Source organism: Streptomyces sp. NPDC003034 (assembly GCF_053591375.1).
Map to the genome: position 1 here is coordinate 187,121 of NZ_JBSFTS010000008.1, position 17,100 is coordinate 204,220.

The following is a 17,100-nucleotide window of genomic DNA, read 5'->3' on the forward strand; positions in this document are numbered from 1 at the left end:
CTCCCCGGGCACCGACCGCTCAGACTAGACTGCGCGCGGACCAGGCACATGGGGTGGGGGCGGCAGTGGCAACGGACATGCGCAAGGCCTCCCTGCCGGCCGTGGAGGCGGCGTACGAGGACGAGACGCGGTGGGGGAGGGGCACCACGCCGCGGACCTTGCTCTCCCGGGCGCTGTCCGTACCGCTCGCGCTGGGATTCACCGTCTTCCTGCCGCTGTTCGTCGCCGTCCAGTCCGGCGCCGGCGCCCGGGACGCGGCCTTCTGGCTCCAGCTGCTCCTCACCATGTACGCGGGCGCCCGCCTCTCCGCGATGGTGCTCACCAGCCGGCGCAAGCTGCTCCAGGGCTCCTTCTGGCTCTTCGTCTACATGGCCATGGGCGTGGCCCCGCTCGCGCAGGCCGTCCTCGGCCAGGTCCCGACACCCGTCGTCGGCCCCCGTTCCGACCTCACCCTCGCCATCGGCCTGGTCCTGCTGGGCTGCACCGCCTTCGACGTCGGCGTCCTGCTCGCCCGGCACCGGCCGGCCGGCCGCGCCGGCGGCTCCCAGAAGGAACAGCGCCCGGTCATGGCCCACAAGCGGCGGCTCCAGCTGCTCACGGTCCTGGCCTTCGGATGCAGCGCGGCCTTCGTCATGAAGCTCGGCGGTCCGGCCGTCTTCTTCTCCAGCCGCCAGGAGATCATCGCGGGGATCGAGGAAGCGGGCGTCTCCAACGGCGACGGACAGGCCGGCCAGGCCCTCCTGCGCGGCTTCGGCACGGTGCCGGCGCTGCTCGCGCTGCTGCTCTACACGCGCTGGCTGGTCACCTCGGAGTTCGCCCGCCGCAAGGTCTCCGTCATCGTCACCTGGGCGGCGCTCGCCGCACTGAACCTGGTGGTCAACAATCCGATCTCGAACCCGCGCTACTGGTTCCTGACCGTCATGTTCGCCCTGCTCTTCACCGTCTTCCCGGTGAGCGCCGCGATGTACCGGGTGGCCCTGTCGATGGCTGTGGTCGTGGCGCTGCTCGTCTTCCCCTTCGCGGACCGCTTCCGCTACGACGAGAAGAACTACAAGCCGGTCGAGACGACCTCTTTCCTGGAGCCGATGGCGCTCAAGGACTACGACCAGATCGGCATGTTCGCGAACACCATCACCTACTCGCACTCCGGCCCCGGTCATTTCTACGGGCGCCAGCTCGCCGGATCGGTCTTCTTCGCGGTGCCCCGCGCCGTCTGGCCCGGCAAGCCGCGCGACACGGGCGTGATGGTGGGCCAGTGGATGGGCACCGTCAACACGAACCTGTCCTCCCCCATCTGGGCGGAGCTGTGGATCGACTTCGGGCCGCTGGGCATGGGCGGGGGACTGCTGGCCATGGGGTACGCGTCCGCCCGCGTCGACCGGCGGTACGCGAAGCGGGCCACCCGCCGGGCTCCGCCGGGGAGCCTGATCTCGGTGGTGGTCCCCCTTGTCGCCGGCTACTCCTTCATCCTGCTGCGCGGGCCGCTGCTCCAGGCCTCGGGGCGCGTAGCGATCGCCGCGCTGTGCCTGGCTCTGGTGGCGACGTACCGCCAGGACCGGTCCACCACCCTGCGCTGAGGCCGAGGTCCTGCCCAGCGCCTACCGCCCACCGCCTACCGCCCACGGCCTACCGCCCGCGGCGCCTCGCCCACCGCGCCTCGCCCACCGCGCCTCGCCCACCGCGCCTCGCCCACCGCGCCTCGCCCACCGCGCCTCGCCCACCGCGCCTCGCCCACCGCGCCTACGCCGCCAGCGCCCCGACCGCCGGCGCGGCCACCCGCAAGCGGGCGACCCGCCACCACGCGGCCGCCGCCTTCAGGGCCGAGCCCGCCGCCAGCCCCCACGCGGCGCCGACCGCCCCGCCCAGCGCGTAGCCGCCCACCAGGAACACCACCGACAGCAGCGAGAAGACCACCTGCAAGGAGAGCGTGGCCTTCGGCGCGAGCACCCGCAGCGTGAGCAGCCCGCAGGTCCCCAGCCCCATCACGGCGTACTGGACACCCGTCGCGGGCAGCAGTGCGGCCGCCGCCCCCCAGGTGTCGCCCAGGAGTTCGCGGCCCGGCCGGTCGGGCAGCAGGCACAGGACGGTCGCCCAGCCCGCGCCGACCGCCGCCAGCACGAGGCCCAGCAGAGCCGTCGCCCGGACCGTGGCTCGCTTGCCGTTGAGGCCCCCCAGCACCGGAGGGGCGAAGGCGTTCGCGGAGTTGAACAGCACGTTCAGCGGCCCGAAGACGGTGGTCGCCCCCCGCAGCGCGCCGACCGCCAGCGGTGTGGCGAAGACGCCGAGGCCCAGCACCGCGAGCTGGCTGGAGCCGTTGCCCACCGCGAACTCGACCGCGAACCGCCGCCCGAGGTGGCCCCGGAGCAGGTACGGGCGCAAGGAGACACGCGCACCGCGCACGTACGGCCGCAGCAGCCACAGTCCGAGCGTCAGCGCAGGCAGCGCGGACAGGCCCCACACCAGCACCAGCCGTCCCGCCGAGGCCCCTTCGGGCTGAAGGGCGAGCGCCGCGACCACGCACACCAGCCGCAGCGCGTCGGCGGCGAGCGCCCGCTCGGGCGTCCGCAGCGCGGAGAAGCAGTACCGCAGGCCGTCCTGGAGCAGGACCAGCGGCAGGACGAAGCCCAGGGCGAGGAAGGCCCGGCCCGCAGCTCCGGGCACCAGCAGGCCGACGAGGGCCAGCGCCGCCCCGGCCGCGGCCGACGCCGCCGCGGTGAAGGCGACGGAGGAGCGGCAGGCCGCCCCGAGGCCCGGGCCCTTCTCCAGTACGAGGCTCTGGCCGACGTAGGCCATGTTCAGTCCGAGGAGCACGCTGAAGGTCACGTACACCATCGAGAAGTCCGCGAAGCCGGACGCCGAGGACAGCCGGGCGGCCAGCACCAGCACCAGGATGTTCGTGGCGCTGGAGGCGGCCTGGTCCAGAACCGACGCGACCGCCGCGAGGCCGCGCCGGCTCACCGCCGGCCCGTGCGGACCGTGCGCAGCGCCACCGTGTCGGTGCCGTCGCCCGGGATGTGCTGCTCGGCCCGGGCCACCTCGTACGGGATCGGCTGCGGCTCGGAAGGCCACGGGGCGGCGCCGGCCGGGCCGGGCGCGCCGTCAGAGCCCTTGCCGCGGCCGCGCTTCTCGCCGGGCAGCGGCGCGTGCAGCACCGCGCCGAGCACGGTACCGCCGGCGCCGCTGATCAGTTCGCGGATCCGGGACAGGTCGGTGCGGTGGACGGCGCGCGGGTCGCAGACCACCAGGACGCCGTCGACGCGGTCGACGAGGGCGAGGGCGTCGGCGTACGAGAGCACGGGCGGCGCCAGTACGACGACGGTGGAGTTGGGGGAGTCGGCCTCGGAGATCAGCCGGGTGGCGCGCGGGGAGGTCAGGGCGCGGGCCACGTTGCGGGCCCGCTCGCCCGGGATCAGGTCGAAGGCCCCCGACTCACCGGCGTCCACGACGAGCTGGCGTCCGGCCGGCCATTCGGAGTCCGCGGCCTGGCCGGGGCGCCCCTCGGCGGCCGGCCCGCCGGGTGGCTGGTTCCGGCGCGGCCGGCCGTCCGCTTCGGTCGGCAGCTGGCTGGCCAGAACCGGGGTGCGCAGGTCGGCCTCGATGAGCAGGACGTTCTTGCCGGTCTCCGCGAAGGAGGCGGCGAGGTTCACCGCCACCGCGGCGGCGGTCTCGCTGCTGCCGCGCGGGGCGACGACGAGCAGCCGGCGCCGGTCGGCGAAGCGGGAGTCGTAGGCGAGGCGGAAGGCCACCGAGCGGTACTCCTCGGCGAGCCGCGGATCGGCCTCACCGGCGGCGAGCAGCGGGCCCCCACCGGTCTTGTCCCGCGGCAGGGAGCCCAGTACGGGCGCTCGCAGGGCCCGCGCCACATCGCCCTCGGAGCGCGGCGCGGGGTCGAAGACGAGCCGCACCCAGGCGGCGAGCAGACCCAGCGCGAGCCCCACGGCCGCGCCGAGCGCGAGCGACATGGGGATGCCCGGACCGTCGGGCGCCGAGGGCGGGACGGCCTGGCTGGTGACCCGGCCCGGGGTCATGTCGAGGGCTTCGAGCTTGGTGATGCTGCCGTTGTAGCGGCCGACCTCGCTCTGCAGGTCGGTCCGGGTGGAGGTGGCGGCGTCGCGCGCGGCGCCGGCCGGCATCCGGGCGATCTCCTTGGACAGCTCGTCGAGCTGCTTGGCGACGGGGTCGCGCTGGGCCTTGTAGCCCTTGACCATCTGGTCGCGGGTGAGGTCGAGGGCTTCCTGCCGCTTGAGCAGGTAGGCGTCGGTCATCGCGTTGGCGCGCTTGGCGGCCTCCTTGGGGGAGGCCGCGGTGTAGGTGAAGCGGAGCACCATGCTCTGCGGCGGGTTGGTCACCTGCAGGCCGCTGCGCAGGGCGGCGAAATCGGCCGCAGACACGCCGAGTTTCTTGGCGGCCTCGTTGGCTATGGACGAGCTGAGCGCGACCTGGCGCTCCGAGCCGATGTTGATCGCCTTGTCGGGGGCGAGGCTCGGGTTGAACGGGTCGTCGGTGGGCGCGCGCAGGACGATGTCCGCGGTCGCGACGTAGGTGTCGGCGGTGGAGATGCCCAGGTAGACGCCGCCCAGCAGCCCGATGCCGATGCCCGCGCCGATGAGCCGCCGGTAGCGCAGGAGCTGGCGGAACTGGTCCCGCAGGAGGTCGGGCTCGTCTTCGGCGGGGGCCGCTGCCGACCGGTTGGTCTCGATCACGGCTGGCGACCCCCAAGTGCTTCGTCCATCAGTGCGTCGATGCGGGCCAGGCCCGCCTCACGGCTCAGGTGGGCCGCCACGTGGCGGGGCCCGGCCGCTCCCAGCGCGTCCGCCGCCGCCGGGTCCTCGGCCAGGGACCGTACGGCCTTCAGCAGGGCCTGGGGGTCTTCCGGCGCCACGAGCACCCCCGCGCCCGAACGTTCCACCTCCTGGGCGGTGCCGCCCTGCGCCGCGACGGACGCGACGACGGGCCGGCCCGTCTGGAAGTAGGAGGTGAGCTTCGACGGCACGCTCATGTCCAGTACGGCCGCGCGCTGCGTGACCGCGAGGACGTCCGCCGCCGCGAGGATATCCGGGAACTCGCCGTCAGCGGCAGGGGGCATGATGTCCAGATTCGGTACGTCTGCCGCGAGTTCCGCCAGCGCCGCGCGCCGGCTGCCGTCTCCCATGAGGACGAAACGGACGCTCGGGTCCAGCCGGGCGGCGCCGACGAGGACTTCGAGGCCTTGTTTGAGGCCCATGTTGCCGGAGTGCAGGACGACCGTCTGGCCGGGCGCCCAGCCGAGGTGGCGCCGGGTCTCGCCGCGCGGCTTGGTGGGCACGGCGACGTGCGACCAGTTGGGGACGAGGCGGATCTTCCGCGGGTCCACGCCCATGCCGACGACCCGGTCCACGAAGGTCTCGTGGATGACGCCGACGAGCGTGGCCCGCTTGAGGGCGTACGCCTCGGCGCGGCCGGCGATCGCGGCGGCCTTGTCGCCGCCGCTGATCCCGCTCTGCGCGGCGGCGGCGCCCATGAGGTCCTGGACGACCGGGACGTACGGGACCTTCCACCTCGCCGCCAGCCGGGCGGCGAGGACCCCGCCGGCCAGGCTCGGCATCTGCGCCAGGACCGCGTCCGGCCTCGGCATCCGGGGCGGGGCCACGGAGCCGTGCAGCAGGATCGATCCTTCGAACAGGGCCCGCTTCACGGCGGTCTGGCGCGGCGGTACGGTGTGCGCGCGCCGGTGTACGGTGACCCCCGCGCGCTGTTCCGTGCGCCGCAGCGCCCCCTTGTACTGCGGCTCCAGCGACCAGGCCGGATAGTGCGGCATTCCGGCGAGGACATGCGTCTCGTGGCCGAGATCCGCCCAGTGCTCCGCTATCTGGGTGGCGTAGGGCCCGATCCCCGCGTGTTCCGGAGCGTAATTGGTGGAGACCAGCAGCAGGCGCCGGTGACCGGATATGGACACTGAGCGTCCCCTTCTCCCCTGGATGGTGCGCACGTCACCCTATTCGTTCACCCGCATGGTGGGGAACGTGCACGCTATTGTCTGCTAATCCGCCACACCGGGGGGTGTGGCTTCTGGGGGGTAACGAATGATGGAGCAGGACATGTCGGACCTTGGCGTGCCCGCGCGGCGGAGCCTCCCCGGGGCGTACCGGGTCGGCTATGCCCCGGGTGCCTACGACCTGTTCCATATCGGACATCTCAACATCCTCCGCCACGCGCGCAGTCAGTGCGACTACCTGGTGGCCGGAGTGGTGTCCGACGAAATGGCCGAACTGGCCAAGGGGCGCCGCCCGATGATCCCGCTCGTCGAGCGGCTGGAGATCGTCCGCAGTGTGAAGTACGTGGACGCCGCCTTCGTCGAGACCGTCCCGGACAAGGTGGAGACCTGGAAGCAGGTCCGCTTCGACGTCATCTTCAAGGGCGACGACTGGCGCGGCACCCCCAAGGGCGACCGGCTGGAGCGGGACTTCGCCGCGCACGGCGTCGAGGTCGTCTACTTCCCCTACACCGTGCACACCTCCAGCACCCAGCTGCGCCGGGCACTGGACGCGCTCGCCGGACCGCACCAGCAGCAAGGACCGCTCACCGCCGAACTGCGCTGAGCTCCCGGAACCACTTCGCGAGGAAGGCGAGCAGGAAGAGCCCGGCCACCGCGCCGAAGCCCGCGTACGCCCAGCGGAACAGCTCCCCGCCGCCGAGCAGCAGGAAGACCAGGCAGAACACCCCGTAGTCCACCGGCAGCAACGCCACCGCGCGCAGGGTCGAGGGGGCGGCGGCGGGACTTCCCGGCGCCGGCCGGGGCTTGAGCTTCTCGGTCAGCAGCCCGCCGAAGAAGGTGACGACCGCGGCGAACTGGAAGCCCAGCGGCACCAGCAGCCACCCGTCGGCGCCGGTCCCGTACGCCTCGGGGAAGCGGTAGAAGGCGATCAGCACGCAGGTGTGCAGCGCCGTCAGCTTGGCGCAGTCGACGACGTGGTCCAGCCATTCGCCCGCGGCGCTGCCGCCCCCGCGCAGCCGGGCCAGTTGGCCGTCCGCCGAGTCGAAGGCGAAGCCGGCCGCGAGCAACGCCCACACCGCGATCCCCAGCCCCCACGAGGGCGCGGCCAGGGCGAGCGCCGCCGCGGCGGCGAAGCTGAAGGCGGCGCTGACCAGCGTCACCTGATTCGGGCTGAGCCCCAGCGCGTAGGAGCCGGCGGCCAGGTACCGCCCGGCGGGCCGATTGGCGTACCGCGAATAGAGCGATACGCCCTTCGCCGGCTTCTGCGCCCCGCGCAGCTCCCGCAGCGCGGTTCCGACTCTCCCCATGCGCACCCCTGACCCCCTCGACGGCACGCGCGTCCAGGCGCACGCGTGTACGACGGGCACATCATCGCAGGGCGGACGGCGGTGGCCGCTCGGGATGTACCCGTACGTCCGGAAGCAGCGGTCCGGACGGACGCGCGACGGCCACGAGCGCCGCCGCCACCAGCGGCGCAGCCGAGGTCCCGGGGATCCCGGGGTCAGCTCACCACCCTCAGCAGCATCACCGACCTGGCCGGGACCGTCAGCGGCTGCCCCGCCCGGTGGCGGCTGTCCGGCGGGGCCGCCTGGTCCTCGCGGGAGGTGTCCAGCACCAGTTCGTAGGCCGTCGCCCACGGCGCTCCCGGCAGCACCCAGTCCACCGGCCCGTCCCCGGCGTGCAGCAGCGCCAGGAAGCTGTCGTCCGTCACCTGGCGGCCCCGTTCGTCGCGGCCCGGAATGTCCCGCCCGGACAGGTACATCCCGAGCGAGGCGGCGGGCGCGTACCAGTCCCGCTCGGTCATCTCCGCGCCCTGCGAGGTGAACCAGGCCAGGTCCCGCAGCCCGTCCGCCGCCTGCGGCCGACCGGAGAAGAACGCCCGCCGCCGCAGCACCGGATGCGTGAAGCGCAGCGAGATCAGCCGCCGGGTCAGGGCGAACAGCTCCTGCCAGGCCGGATCCTCCAGCAGCGACCAGTCCACCCACCCCAGCTCGTTGTCCTGGCAGTAGCCGTTGTTGTTGCCGTCCTGCGTGCGCCCGAACTCATCCCCCGCCACCAGCATCGGCACGCCCGTCGACAGCAGCAGCGTCGTCAGCAGGTTGCGCAGCTGCCGCCGCCGCAGTGCCGCGATCCCCGCGTCGTCCGTCTCGCCCTCGGCGCCGCAGTTCCACGACCGGTTGTCGTTGGTCCCGTCCCGGTTCTCCTCCCCGTTGGCCTCGTTGTGCTTGCGCTCGTAGCTCACGAGGTCGCGCAAGGTGAAACCGTCGTGCGCGGTCACGAAGTTCACCGAGGCGTACGGGCGCCGCCCGCCCCAGGCGTACAGGTCGCTCGACCCGGACAGCCGGTAGCCCAGGTCCCGCACGTCGGGCAGCGCGCCCCGCCAGAAGTCCCGTACGGCGTCCCGGTAGCGGTCGTTCCACTCCGTCCACAGGGGCGGGAACGCCCCCACCTGGTAGCCCCCGGAGCCCACGTCCCACGGCTCGGCGATCAGCTTGACCCGCCGCAGCACGGGGTCCTGGGCGATGACCGCCAGGAACGGCGAGAGCATGTCCACGTCGTGCATCGAGCGGGCCAGCGCCGCCGCCAGGTCGAAGCGGAATCCGTCCACCCCCATCTCCGTCACCCAGTACCGCAGGGAGTCGGTGATGAGGCGCAGTACGTGCGGGCGCCCTGCGTGGAGGGTGTTCCCGCAGCCCGTGTAGTCCGCGTACCGGCGCTGGTCGTTCTGGAGCCGGTAGTAGCCCCGGTTGTCGATGCCGCGCAGCGACAGCGTCGGACCGAGCTCGCCCGCCTCCGCCGTGTGGTTGTAGACCACGTCGAGGATGACCTCGATGCCGGCCGCGTGCAGGGCCCGGACCATCCGCTTGAACTCCCCGACCTGCTGCCCGGCCGTACCGGAGGCGGAGTATCCGGCGTGCGGGGCGAAGTAGCCGACCGAGTTGTAGCCCCAGTAGTTGCGCATCCCGCGGCGCAGCAGGTGGTCCTCGTGCGCGAACTGGTGCACCGGCAGCAGCTCGACCGCCGTCACGCCGAGCTGGACCAGGTGCTCGATCGCCGCCGGGTGGGCGAGGCCCGCGTACGTGCCCCGCAGCTGCTCGGGAATACCCGGATGGCGCATCGTGAAGCCGCGCACGTGCAGCTCGTAGATCACCGAATCGGCCCAGGGGGTCTTCGGCCGGATGTCGTCCGCCCAGTCGTCGTCATCGTGGACCACGACCCCCTTGGGGACGTACGGCGCCGAGTCCCGGTCGTCGCGCACCGTGTCGGCGATGTACTGCTGCGGCCAGTCGCGGACGTGCCCGTACACCTCCGGCGGCAGCGTGAAGTCCCCGTCCACGGCCCGGGCGTACGGATCCAGCAGCAGCTTCGCCGGATTGTGCCGCATGCCCGTCCAGGGGTCCCAGCGGCCGTGCACACGGAATCCGTACCGCTGCCCGGGGCGCACGCCCGGCACGAAGCCGTGCCAGATCTCGTGCGTCAGCTCGGTCAGCGCGCACCGGGTCTCCGCGGCCTCGGTGCCACCGGGCCCCGGCGGGTCGAAGAGGCAGAGCTCCACCGCCTCCGCGCCCTGCGCCCACACGGCGAAGTTGGTGCCCGCCGTGCCGCCCGGACCGATGTGGAAACGGGCGCCCAGGGGATGGGCGGATCCCGGCCACACCGGTGGTCCCGGGCGGGCGGAGGCCTTGGGCGCCTGCCCGTTGACCTGCCCCTTGACCTGGCCGTTCGTCAGGCCGTTCGGCGAGCCGTTCGACTGGCCGTTCCTGCGGCCGTCCGGCCGGTCCGGCCCGCTTGGCCCGCCGGGCCCTTCTGCGTCCTCCTGACCGTCCGTCCGGCCATCGGTACGCGGTACGGGCGCGGCCTCGCCGCTGCTCCGCACCGCGCTCGTGGCGTCCCCGGCGTTCCCGACGGCTTCCACCGCCTCTTGCTCGGCTGCGCTCGACACTGCCCGCCTCCACGGCTCTGGGTACCGTCGGGGGTCAGGTCCTGTCCGGGCGGTCCTCGCGGGCCCCCGCACGGGGGCCGGTCCGCGAGGACCGCCCGGACAGGACCTGGGGAGTGCGCCCCGGCGTCCCGGCCCGGGCCCGCCCCCGTCTGGTCCTTCACACTGTTCTGCCCCCATGGTTCTCCCCGGAACGTGCGCCGCACTCACGTTTCCCCCGGAGGGGCGCGATCGTTGAGGGGGCGTGACATTTCTGACGAGGCGGGCAGGGGCGGGCTTGGCGGCCGTGGCGGCATGGGTGGGCCTCCTGGGCGGCCTGGCCGGATGCACCGAGGACGGCGGATCCCCGATCGAGATCCAGCTCCCCGGCAAACCCCGGTCGCCGGACGAGGCCATCCGGATCACCCCCGAGGACAACGCCAAGGGGGTCGCGGCCGACGGCCGGCTCATGGTCACCGTGCCCGAGGGCCGCCTGGAGCGGGTCGTGGTCACCAAGGTGGAGGACGCCCAGGAGGAGCGGGTCCCCGGCTCCATCGCGGCGGACGGGCTCAGCTGGAGCCCCGATCCGGAGGCCGGCCGGCTCGCGCTGGCAGCCAAGTACACCGTGGACGCGGTCGCCCGCGACGGGCACAACCGCCGCCAGGCCCGGCACACCAGCTTCACCACCTACGTGCCCGAGGAACGGTTCATCGGCTACTTCAAGCCCGAGAACCGCTCCACCGTCGGCACCGGCATGATCATCTCCTTCAACTTCAACCGGTCGATCGAGCACCGGGCGGAGGTCGAGCGGGCCATCACCGTCACCTCCGACCCGGCCGTCGAGGTCGTCGGCCACTGGTTTGGCGACGACCGGCTCGACTTCCGGCCCAAGGAGTACTGGAAGCCGGGCACCCGGGTCACCGTGAAGATGAAGCTGCGCGACGTCCAGGGCGCCAACGGTTCGTACGGTATCCAGGACAAGACCATCGGCTTCACGATCGGCCGCTCCCAGATCTCCACCGTGGACGCGGCCGCGCACACCATGGAGGTCCGCCGGGACGGGCAGCTGCTCTCGACCGTGCCGATCAGCGCCGGCGCCCCCAAGACGAAGACGTACAACGGGAAGATGGTGGTGATGGAGCTCTTCGACGTCACCCGGATGAACGGCCAGACCGTCGGATTCGGCGGCGAGTACGACATCCCCGACGTCCCGCACGCCATGCGGCTCACCAGCTCCGGCACCTTCCTGCACGGCAACTACTGGCTCAGTCCCGACACCTTCGGCAACAGCAACATGAGCCACGGGTGCGTGGGCCTGCGCGACGACAAGGGCGGTGGCTCCGACACCCCGGCCGGCTGGTTCTTCGACCGGACGCTCATCGGAGACGTGGTGGAGGTGGTGAACTCGCAGGACAAGACGGTGGCCCCGGACAACGGGCTCGGCGGCTGGAACATGTCCTGGGCCGACTGGGTCGCCGGCTCCGCCCTCGTGTGAGGGTGTCGGCCCCCCCGTGACCGGGCCGGCCCCGGCGCCGGCCCCGGCACTTGGGACGGAACGGTGACAAGACCGTGGCTCTTCGTGATCCCGCCGTGTGATTACCTGTCGGCAAGCGCGCGACTGTCCGCGCGCGGGGGACATGGGGAGAACACGAGTGAACCTGCAGCCGATACGCGGCCGCGCCCGCACCGGCCTGCCGGCCCTCCTGCTGGGGGCGGCCCTGCTGTTCACCACCGCTTGCGGCGGCGGCGCAGCCGCCGGGGGCGGCGGCGACAAGGGGGAGGGCGGCGGCAGCGGCAAGACCGGTACCGAGGCGTCCAAGGCCGTGGTGAGCGTCAAGCCGGACGACGGCGCCAAGGAGGTCGCCACCAGCGGCGTCCTGAAGATAACGAGCACCGGCGGCAAGCTCACCACGGTGACCGTCGCCGACACCAAGGGCAACGCGGTCGAGGGCAAGCTCGCCGACGACGGCACGAGCTGGGAGCCCGCCCGGCACCTCGCCTCCGCCACCGAGTACAAGGTGCACGCGGTCGCCAAGGACGAAGCGGGCCGGGAGTCGGCCAAGGACACCAGCTTCACCACGCTGACCCCGACGAACACCTTCATCGGCCACTACACCCCCGAGGACGGCTCCACCGTCGGCGTGGGCATGCCGGTCTCCATCAACTTCACCCGCGGGATCACCAACCCCGAGGCCGTCGAGAAGGCCATCACCGTGACGGCCGAGCCGTCCGTGCCGATCGAGGGCCACTGGTTCGGCAACGACCGCCTCGACTTCCGCCCCGAGAACTACTGGGCCGCGGGCACCAAGGTCACCGTGAAGCTCGCCCTCGACGGAGTCGAAGGCCGCCCCGGCGTGTACGGCAAGCAGACCCGGACGGTCACCTTCACCATCGGCCGCTCCCAGATCTCCACGGTCGACGCGAGCACCAAGCAGATGGAGGTCGTCCGCGACGGGCAGCTCCTGAAGAACATCCCGATCACCGCGGGCGCCCCGGCGACGACCACCTACAACGGTCAGATGGTCATCAGCGAGAAGTACAAGGTGACGCGGATGAACGGCGCGACCGTCGGCTTCGGCGGCGAGTACGACATCTCCGACGTCCCGCACGCCATGCGGCTGTCGAACTCGGGCACCTTCGTCCACGGCAACTACTGGGCCTCCGCCGGCACCTTCGGCTCGGAGAACGTCAGCCACGGCTGCATCGGCCTGCGCGACGTGCGCGGCGCGGGTGACGGGAACCAGCCCGCGGCCTGGTTCTTCAACGAATCCCTGATCGGCGACGTGGTCATCGTGAAGAACTCGAAGGACAAGCAGATCGCCCCGGACAACGGCCTCAACGGCTGGAACATGCCGTGGGCGGAGTGGATCAAGTAGCCCCGTCCGTACGGGGACCCGGTGGCCCGGTGCTGTGACCCACAGCACCGGGCCACCGCGCGTTCCGTGCCCGTGCGGGGCAGACCCCGGTCCCCCCCGGCCACTAACCTCCGCTGTATGACCATCTCTCTCGAAGTCTCCGAAGGCGTCGGCACCATCCGCCTGGACCGGCCGCCCATGAACGCCCTGGACATCGCCACCCAGGACCGGCTGCGCGAGCTGGCGGTGGAGGCCACCGACCGCGCCGACGTCCGCGCGGTCATCCTCTACGGCGGTGAGAAGGTGTTCGCGGCCGGCGCGGACATCAAGGAGATGCAGGCGATGGACCACGCGGCGATGATCGCCCGGTCCCGCGCGCTCCAGGACGCCTTCACCGCCGTGGCCCGGATCCCCAAGCCCGTCGTCGCCGCCGTCACCGGCTACGCCCTGGGCGGCGGCTGCGAGCTCACGCTGTGCGCCGACTACCGGATCGCCGCCGACAACGCCAAGCTCGGCCAGCCCGAGATCCTGCTCGGCCTGATCCCGGGCGCGGGCGGAACGCAGCGGCTGTCCCGGCTGATCGGTCCGTCCAGGGCCAAGGACCTCATCTTCACCGGCCGCATGGTGAAGGCCGACGAGGCGCTGGCCCTGGGGCTGGTCGACCGGGTCGTGCCCGCCGCCGAGGTGTACGAGCAGGCGCACGCCTGGGCCGCCCGGCTGGCCCAGGGCCCCGCGATCGCGCTGCGCGCCGCCAAGGAGTGCGTGGACGCCGGCCTGGAGGCCGACATCGACACGGGACTGACCATCGAACGCAACTGGTTCGTGGGGCTGTTCGCGACCGAGGACCGCGAGCGCGGCATGCGCAGCTTCGTCGAAGAGGGCCCCGGCAAGGCGAAGTTCGTCTGACCGCCGGGAGGTCCTTCCCAAGGGCTGTCCCGTCATCCCCGGCGGGCGCACGACGACAGCTACGGCACTTCGCCGCGTTGTCGCCAGCGCCCGAATGCGCCCAGTATGAGGACGCTCCTCCGCCTTGCGATGCACCGCACCTGACGCCGCGCGCTGTCCACCGGGGATGACGGGACAGCCCTTAGGAGTGGATTAGCCAGGCCTTAAGAGAGCCTTAAGCGCAGCGGGTGACGCACTCACCGTGATCGACTCCCTGCCGTATGTGACCGCAGGTCAAGTCGGCCCGGGTGAGAACCCGTCGTCCTCGGCGGAGGGCTTGGCGTCGCATCGGACCGCCCGCCCCGGCGGGTGTTTTCCCGCGGAACGGCCCGGAGGGGCGGGTCGGCCGTCCATGATGGGTCCATGGCGGGCCTGGAGGGTGTGGAACAGCCGCGGCAGCGCGGGAGTGCTTCGGCCGTACGGCTCACGGCGGCGCTTGAGGACGAACAGGGTGTCAAGGCCGTGGAGTTGTACGGGAGCCCGGCCGACGCGGAAGTGACGCTGCCGTCCACGCCCGAGTCGGCGAGCACCGCTCGCCGGCTCACCCAGTGCGTGGTGGTCCGCCTCTGGGGCCTGTCGCCGCAGATCGCCGAACACGCGGTGCTGCTGGTCTCGGAGCTCGTCGGCAACGCGGTGCGGCACACCGGAGCCCGCTCCTTCGGTTTACGGATACTGCGACGGCGCGGCTGGATCCGGGTGGAGGTGCGCGACCCCTCGCGCGGGCTGCCCTGCCTGATGCCGGTTCACGAGCTGGACACCACCGGCCGGGGCCTGTTCCTCGTCGACAAGCTCTCCGACCGCTGGGGCGCCGATCTGCTGCCGCGCGGGAAGATCACCTGGTTCGAGATGCGGGTCGCCGACCGCCAGAACGCCTGAAGCCCCCTGTTCGCCGTGGTGGGCGGGGCGGGGGCTTCATGGGTGCGCCGAGGATCGATGGGGGTGTGATCCTCGGCGTGGCGACTTCGCTCGGGTCAATGGGAAGCCGTGATTCCGACTATGGCAGACGAGGGCTCGAACGCCAAAAGTCCATACTCGGACATAAGTGTGCAAATACTAAGAGTTTCTCCCTAAATCCTAGGTGAGATGGCGCACCCACCTAGCAATCAATGAATAACCATCGACCGCTCTGCGTGAATCGTTGATCACATAGCGGACGGACCGCCCCGGAGGCCGCCTCGGCGAATATCCCTAATTGGGTCAATCATCATCTTCCAGGCCATACACCCCTTAAATGGGCAGGTGCTCTCACTTCCAGGTCGCCGCGCCGCCCTGCTCGCCGGCGCCGCCGCCGTGGTCGGCCTCACCGCCGCCTGTGGGGAGGGGCGTCCCGCGGCCCCTCCCTCCGCCGCGCCCCCGGGCCCGACCGGAGCGGCCCGGCGGGCGCAGGCCGCCCCGGCCGCGCCGCGCCGGTTCCCCGGACAGCCCGTGGAGATCGGCCACGGTCCGCGCGACCGTCCCCGGGTCGCCCTGACCTTCCACGGCAACGGGGACCCGGCCATCGCCCGGGCGGTGCTGGCCGAGGCCGAAAGAGCGGGCGCGCGGGTCACCGTACTGGCGATCGGCGGCTGGCTCGACGCGTACCCGGCCATGGCCCGCCGGATCCTGGACGGCGGCCACGAGCTGGGCAACCACACCCAGCGCCACCTGGCGATCAACTCCCTGCCCGCCGAGGAGGCCTACGCCGAGATCACCGGCTGCGCGCAGCGGATCAAGCGCCTCACCGGTTCCATCGGCACCTGGTTCCGGCCCTCCCAGACCCAGTACGCCACCCCGCTCGTCCAGAGACTGGCCGGCCGGGCCGGCTACCCGCACGTCCTCTCGTACGACGTGGACTCCCTCGACTTCACCTCGCCCGGCGCCGCGGCCGTCATCCGCACCGTCACCGGGACGATCCGCAGCGGATCGGTGGTGAGCCTGCACTTCGGCTACGCGGACACGGTCGCCGCGATGCCGCCCCTCCTCGAAGAACTCGCGCGCCGCAAGCTGAGCGCGGTGACCACCACGGAGCTGCTGACCCCATGACGACCACCCGCCTTCCCCGGAAGGCCGCCGTGCTGCTGGCCGGTCTGGTCCTCGCCGCCCTGGCCGGCTGCGGATCAGCCGACGAGGGATCCGCCGAGGCACGCGGCTCCAAGGGCCCGGCCGAGCCCGCCAAGGCGATCCCCGCCGTCCCGCCGGGCCTGCCCGGCATGCCGCCGGTCCTCGACCCCAACGACATCTACGCGGCCAACCGGCCCGGCAACCTCTCCCCGGTGGTCAAGGACTTCCCGCCGCGCATCTACGTGCCGAACACCAACTCCAACACGGTGTCGGTCATCGATCCGGCGACGTACCAGGTCATCGACACCATCCCGGTCGGCGTCCAGCCCCAGCACGTCGTGCCCTCCTGGGACCTGAAGACCCTGTGGGTCAACAACAACCGCGGCCACACCCTCACCCCGATCAATCCGGCCACCGGCGAGGCCGGAAAGCCCGTCGAGGTGCACGACCCGTACAACCTGTACTTCACGCCCAACGGCAAGTACGCGATCGTCATGGCGTCGATGGACAGGGAGCTGGTCTTCCGCGATCCGCACACGATGGAACGCGTGAAAACCGTCCCCGTGACCTGTTACGGCGTCAATCACGCCGACTTCTCCGCCGACGGCCGCTACTTCATCGTCAGCTGCGAGTTCTCCGGCGAACTCCTCAAGGTCGACACGGAGCGGATGGAGGTCGTCGGTCAGCAGAAACTGCCGTTCGAGGGGGCCATGCCGCAGGACGTCAAGGTCTCGCCGGACGGAAAGACCTTCTACGTCGCGGACATGATGGCGCACGGCATGTGGGTGCTCAGCGGCGACAAGTTCGACACGCCGAAGCTGCTGCTCACCGGAAAGGGCTGCCACGGCTTGTACATCAGCCGTGACTCCAAGGAGATGTACGTCCCCAACCGGGGCGAGGGGACCATCTCCGTCTTCGACTTCAAGGAGAACAGGCTCACGAAGAAGTGGGTGCTGCCCGACGGTGGCAGCCCCGACATGGGCGGCGTCTCCGCCGACGGCCGGGTGCTGTGGCTGTCGGGGCGCTACGACTCCGAGGTCTACGCGATCGACACCGCCAGCGGCAAGCAGCTCGCCCGGATCCCGGTGGGAGGCGGTCCCCACGGTCTCGCCGTCTACCCGCAGCCCGGCCGCTACTCGCTGGGCCACACCGGCGTCTTCCGCTAGCCGGAGCGTTCTGAGCGTCAGCCACCGGCCCACCGGCCCACCGGCCCACCGGGACCGGCGGGCCGGCGCCGGCCGCGGCCGGGCGTGACCGTGCCCCGGGAGCTCGCACAGCTCCCGGTGACCGACACCGGGATCGGCATCGCGGCCAGCAAGATGCTGGTGATCTTCGAGGCGTTCAAGCAGATCGGAAGATCGTCGGGT

The 17,100-nt window shown here is 72.0% G+C and carries 13 protein-coding genes; 8 read left to right on the forward strand and 5 right to left on the reverse strand.

Annotation, left to right across the window (positions count from 1 at the left end; all coding sequences use genetic code 11):
* Positions 1-77 precede the first annotated feature (77 nt).
* On the forward strand, positions 78-1,577 hold the full coding sequence (locus tag ACWDX7_RS12095; protein ID WP_451491322.1) for a hypothetical protein: 1,500 nt from the start codon (positions 78-80) through the stop codon (positions 1,575-1,577).
* 163 nt (positions 1,578-1,740) lie between these two features.
* Here the strand turns inward: ACWDX7_RS12095 and ACWDX7_RS12100 are convergent, their stop codons facing one another.
* From ACWDX7_RS12100 to ACWDX7_RS12110, 3 genes are read right to left on the reverse strand one after another with little or no spacing between them, the layout of a single operon-like run.
* A complete protein-coding gene (locus tag ACWDX7_RS12100; protein ID WP_451488137.1) occupies positions 1,741-2,958 on the reverse strand; it encodes a hypothetical protein in 1,218 nt (405 codons plus the stop codon).
* The gene (locus ACWDX7_RS12105; RefSeq protein WP_451488138.1) at positions 2,955-4,703 is read right to left on the reverse strand and encodes a lipopolysaccharide biosynthesis protein; all 1,749 of its coding nucleotides are present in this window, start codon (positions 4,701-4,703) and stop codon (positions 2,955-2,957) included. Before ACWDX7_RS12105 ends, ACWDX7_RS12100 begins: the two co-directional genes overlap by 4 nt.
* On the reverse strand, positions 4,700-5,905 hold the full coding sequence (locus ACWDX7_RS12110) for a glycosyltransferase (protein WP_451488395.1): 1,206 nt from the start codon (positions 5,903-5,905) through the stop codon (positions 4,700-4,702). Before ACWDX7_RS12110 ends, ACWDX7_RS12105 begins: the two co-directional genes overlap by 4 nt.
* Positions 5,906-6,077: 172 nt before the next feature.
* Here ACWDX7_RS12110 and ACWDX7_RS12115 point away from each other — a divergent pair, with 172 nt between their 5' ends.
* Positions 6,078-6,578 (forward strand): adenylyltransferase/cytidyltransferase family protein, encoded by a 501-nt coding sequence (locus tag ACWDX7_RS12115; RefSeq protein WP_451750331.1) that lies wholly within the window; start codon positions 6,078-6,080, stop codon positions 6,576-6,578.
* Here the strand turns inward: ACWDX7_RS12115 and ACWDX7_RS12120 are convergent.
* Both ACWDX7_RS12120 and glgX read right to left on the reverse strand, forming a co-directional pair.
* A complete protein-coding gene (locus tag ACWDX7_RS12120; protein WP_451490033.1) occupies positions 6,559-7,281 on the reverse strand; it encodes a CDP-alcohol phosphatidyltransferase family protein in 723 nt (240 codons plus the stop codon). The genes ACWDX7_RS12115 and ACWDX7_RS12120 overlap by 20 nt on opposite strands.
* Before the next feature lie 194 nt (positions 7,282-7,475).
* A complete protein-coding gene (gene glgX, locus ACWDX7_RS12125) occupies positions 7,476-9,704 on the reverse strand; it encodes a glycogen debranching protein GlgX (RefSeq protein ID WP_451490051.1) in 2,229 nt (742 codons plus the stop codon).
* A gap of 463 nt (positions 9,705-10,167) precedes the next feature.
* Here glgX and ACWDX7_RS12130 point away from each other — a divergent pair, with 463 nt between their 5' ends.
* From ACWDX7_RS12130 to ACWDX7_RS12155, 6 genes are all read left to right on the forward strand, one after another.
* Positions 10,168-11,388 (forward strand): L,D-transpeptidase, encoded by a 1,221-nt coding sequence (locus ACWDX7_RS12130; protein ID WP_451490050.1) that lies wholly within the window; start codon positions 10,168-10,170, stop codon positions 11,386-11,388.
* Between the two features lie 142 nt (positions 11,389-11,530).
* A complete protein-coding gene (locus ACWDX7_RS12135; RefSeq protein WP_451490032.1) occupies positions 11,531-12,769 on the forward strand; it encodes a L,D-transpeptidase in 1,239 nt (412 codons plus the stop codon).
* 117 nt (positions 12,770-12,886) lie between these two features.
* Positions 12,887-13,654, forward strand: coding sequence for an enoyl-CoA hydratase/isomerase family protein (locus ACWDX7_RS12140; protein WP_451490031.1), 768 nt, complete (start codon positions 12,887-12,889; stop codon positions 13,652-13,654).
* Between the two features lie 402 nt (positions 13,655-14,056).
* Positions 14,057-14,569 (forward strand): ATP-binding protein, encoded by a 513-nt coding sequence (locus ACWDX7_RS12145; protein ID WP_451490030.1) that lies wholly within the window; start codon positions 14,057-14,059, stop codon positions 14,567-14,569.
* A gap of 363 nt (positions 14,570-14,932) precedes the next feature.
* Entirely contained in the window at positions 14,933-15,715 is a 783-nt protein-coding gene (locus ACWDX7_RS12150) for a polysaccharide deacetylase family protein (protein ID WP_451490029.1), read from the forward strand.
* Positions 15,712-16,899, forward strand: a complete 1,188-nt coding sequence (locus tag ACWDX7_RS12155; protein WP_451490028.1) for a YncE family protein — start codon at positions 15,712-15,714, stop codon at positions 16,897-16,899. Before ACWDX7_RS12150 ends, ACWDX7_RS12155 begins: the two co-directional genes overlap by 4 nt.
* The last annotated feature ends 201 nt before the right edge of the window (positions 16,900-17,100 follow it).